Raw genomic sequence first — 669 nt, 5'->3', positions numbered from 1 at the left:
GCAGCGGACGGGGCTCGAACCCGCGACCCCCGGCGTGACAGGCCGGTATTCTAACCAACTGAACTACCGCTGCACTTACACAAAGTCACTATTGTGGTACAAACAATGGTTAAAGAATCTTAAGTGGCGCAGCGGACGGGGCTCGAACCCGCGACCCCCGGCGTGACAGGCCGGTATTCTAACCAACTGAACTACCGCTGCATTGCAAAAGAATCTGGTGGGCGCTGACGGGATCGAACCGCCGACATTCTGCTTGTAAGGCAGACGCTCTACCAACTGAGCTAAGCGCCCTAATAAGATCAAAACAATATTTTGTTCTGATTTTGCAAAACTGTCAAACTTTGCATTATTTCAGTTTAAGTCTATCAGGCAACCTAAACTTTTCTTTTGAATGGCGCAGCGGACGGGGCTCGAACCCGCGACCCCCGGCGTGACAGGCCGGTATTCTAACCAACTGAACTACCGCTGCACGTAAGAATCTATAACGTAAAGGCTTGGTGGGCGCTGACGGGATCGAACCGCCGACATTCTGCTTGTAAGGCAGACGCTCTACCAACTGAGCTAAGCGCCCTCAAAAGCAATTTATGTAAATGGCGCAGCGGACGGGGCTCGAACCCGCGACCCCCGGCGTGACAGGCCGGTATTCTAACCAACTGAACTACCGCTGCA

The 669-nt window shown here is 53.4% G+C and carries 6 tRNA genes; all 6 read right to left on the bottom strand.

Annotation, left to right across the window (positions count from 1 at the left end):
* Window positions 1-73: transfer RNA gene (locus tag CF596_RS14530), tRNA-Asp, on the bottom strand.
* A 51-nt stretch (window positions 74-124) separates the two neighbouring features.
* A tRNA-Asp gene (locus CF596_RS14525) sits at window positions 125-201 on the bottom strand.
* A 14-nt stretch (window positions 202-215) separates the two neighbouring features.
* Window positions 216-291, bottom strand: a tRNA-Val gene (locus tag CF596_RS14520).
* Window positions 292-392: 101 nt separating this feature from the next.
* Window positions 393-469 (bottom strand) — tRNA-Asp (locus tag CF596_RS14515).
* A gap of 26 nt (window positions 470-495) precedes the next feature.
* A tRNA-Val gene (locus tag CF596_RS14510) sits at window positions 496-571 on the bottom strand.
* A 20-nt stretch (window positions 572-591) separates the two neighbouring features.
* Window positions 592-668 (bottom strand) — tRNA-Asp (locus CF596_RS14505).
* Window position 669 lies beyond the last annotated feature (1 nt).

It is taken from the genome of Acinetobacter sp. YT-02, from assembly GCF_002412355.1.
GTDB classification, from domain to species: domain Bacteria; phylum Pseudomonadota; class Gammaproteobacteria; order Pseudomonadales; family Moraxellaceae; genus Acinetobacter; species Acinetobacter towneri.
The sequence above is the reverse complement of the archived record's forward strand: the minus strand, read 5'-3'. Positions and strand labels throughout refer to the sequence as shown.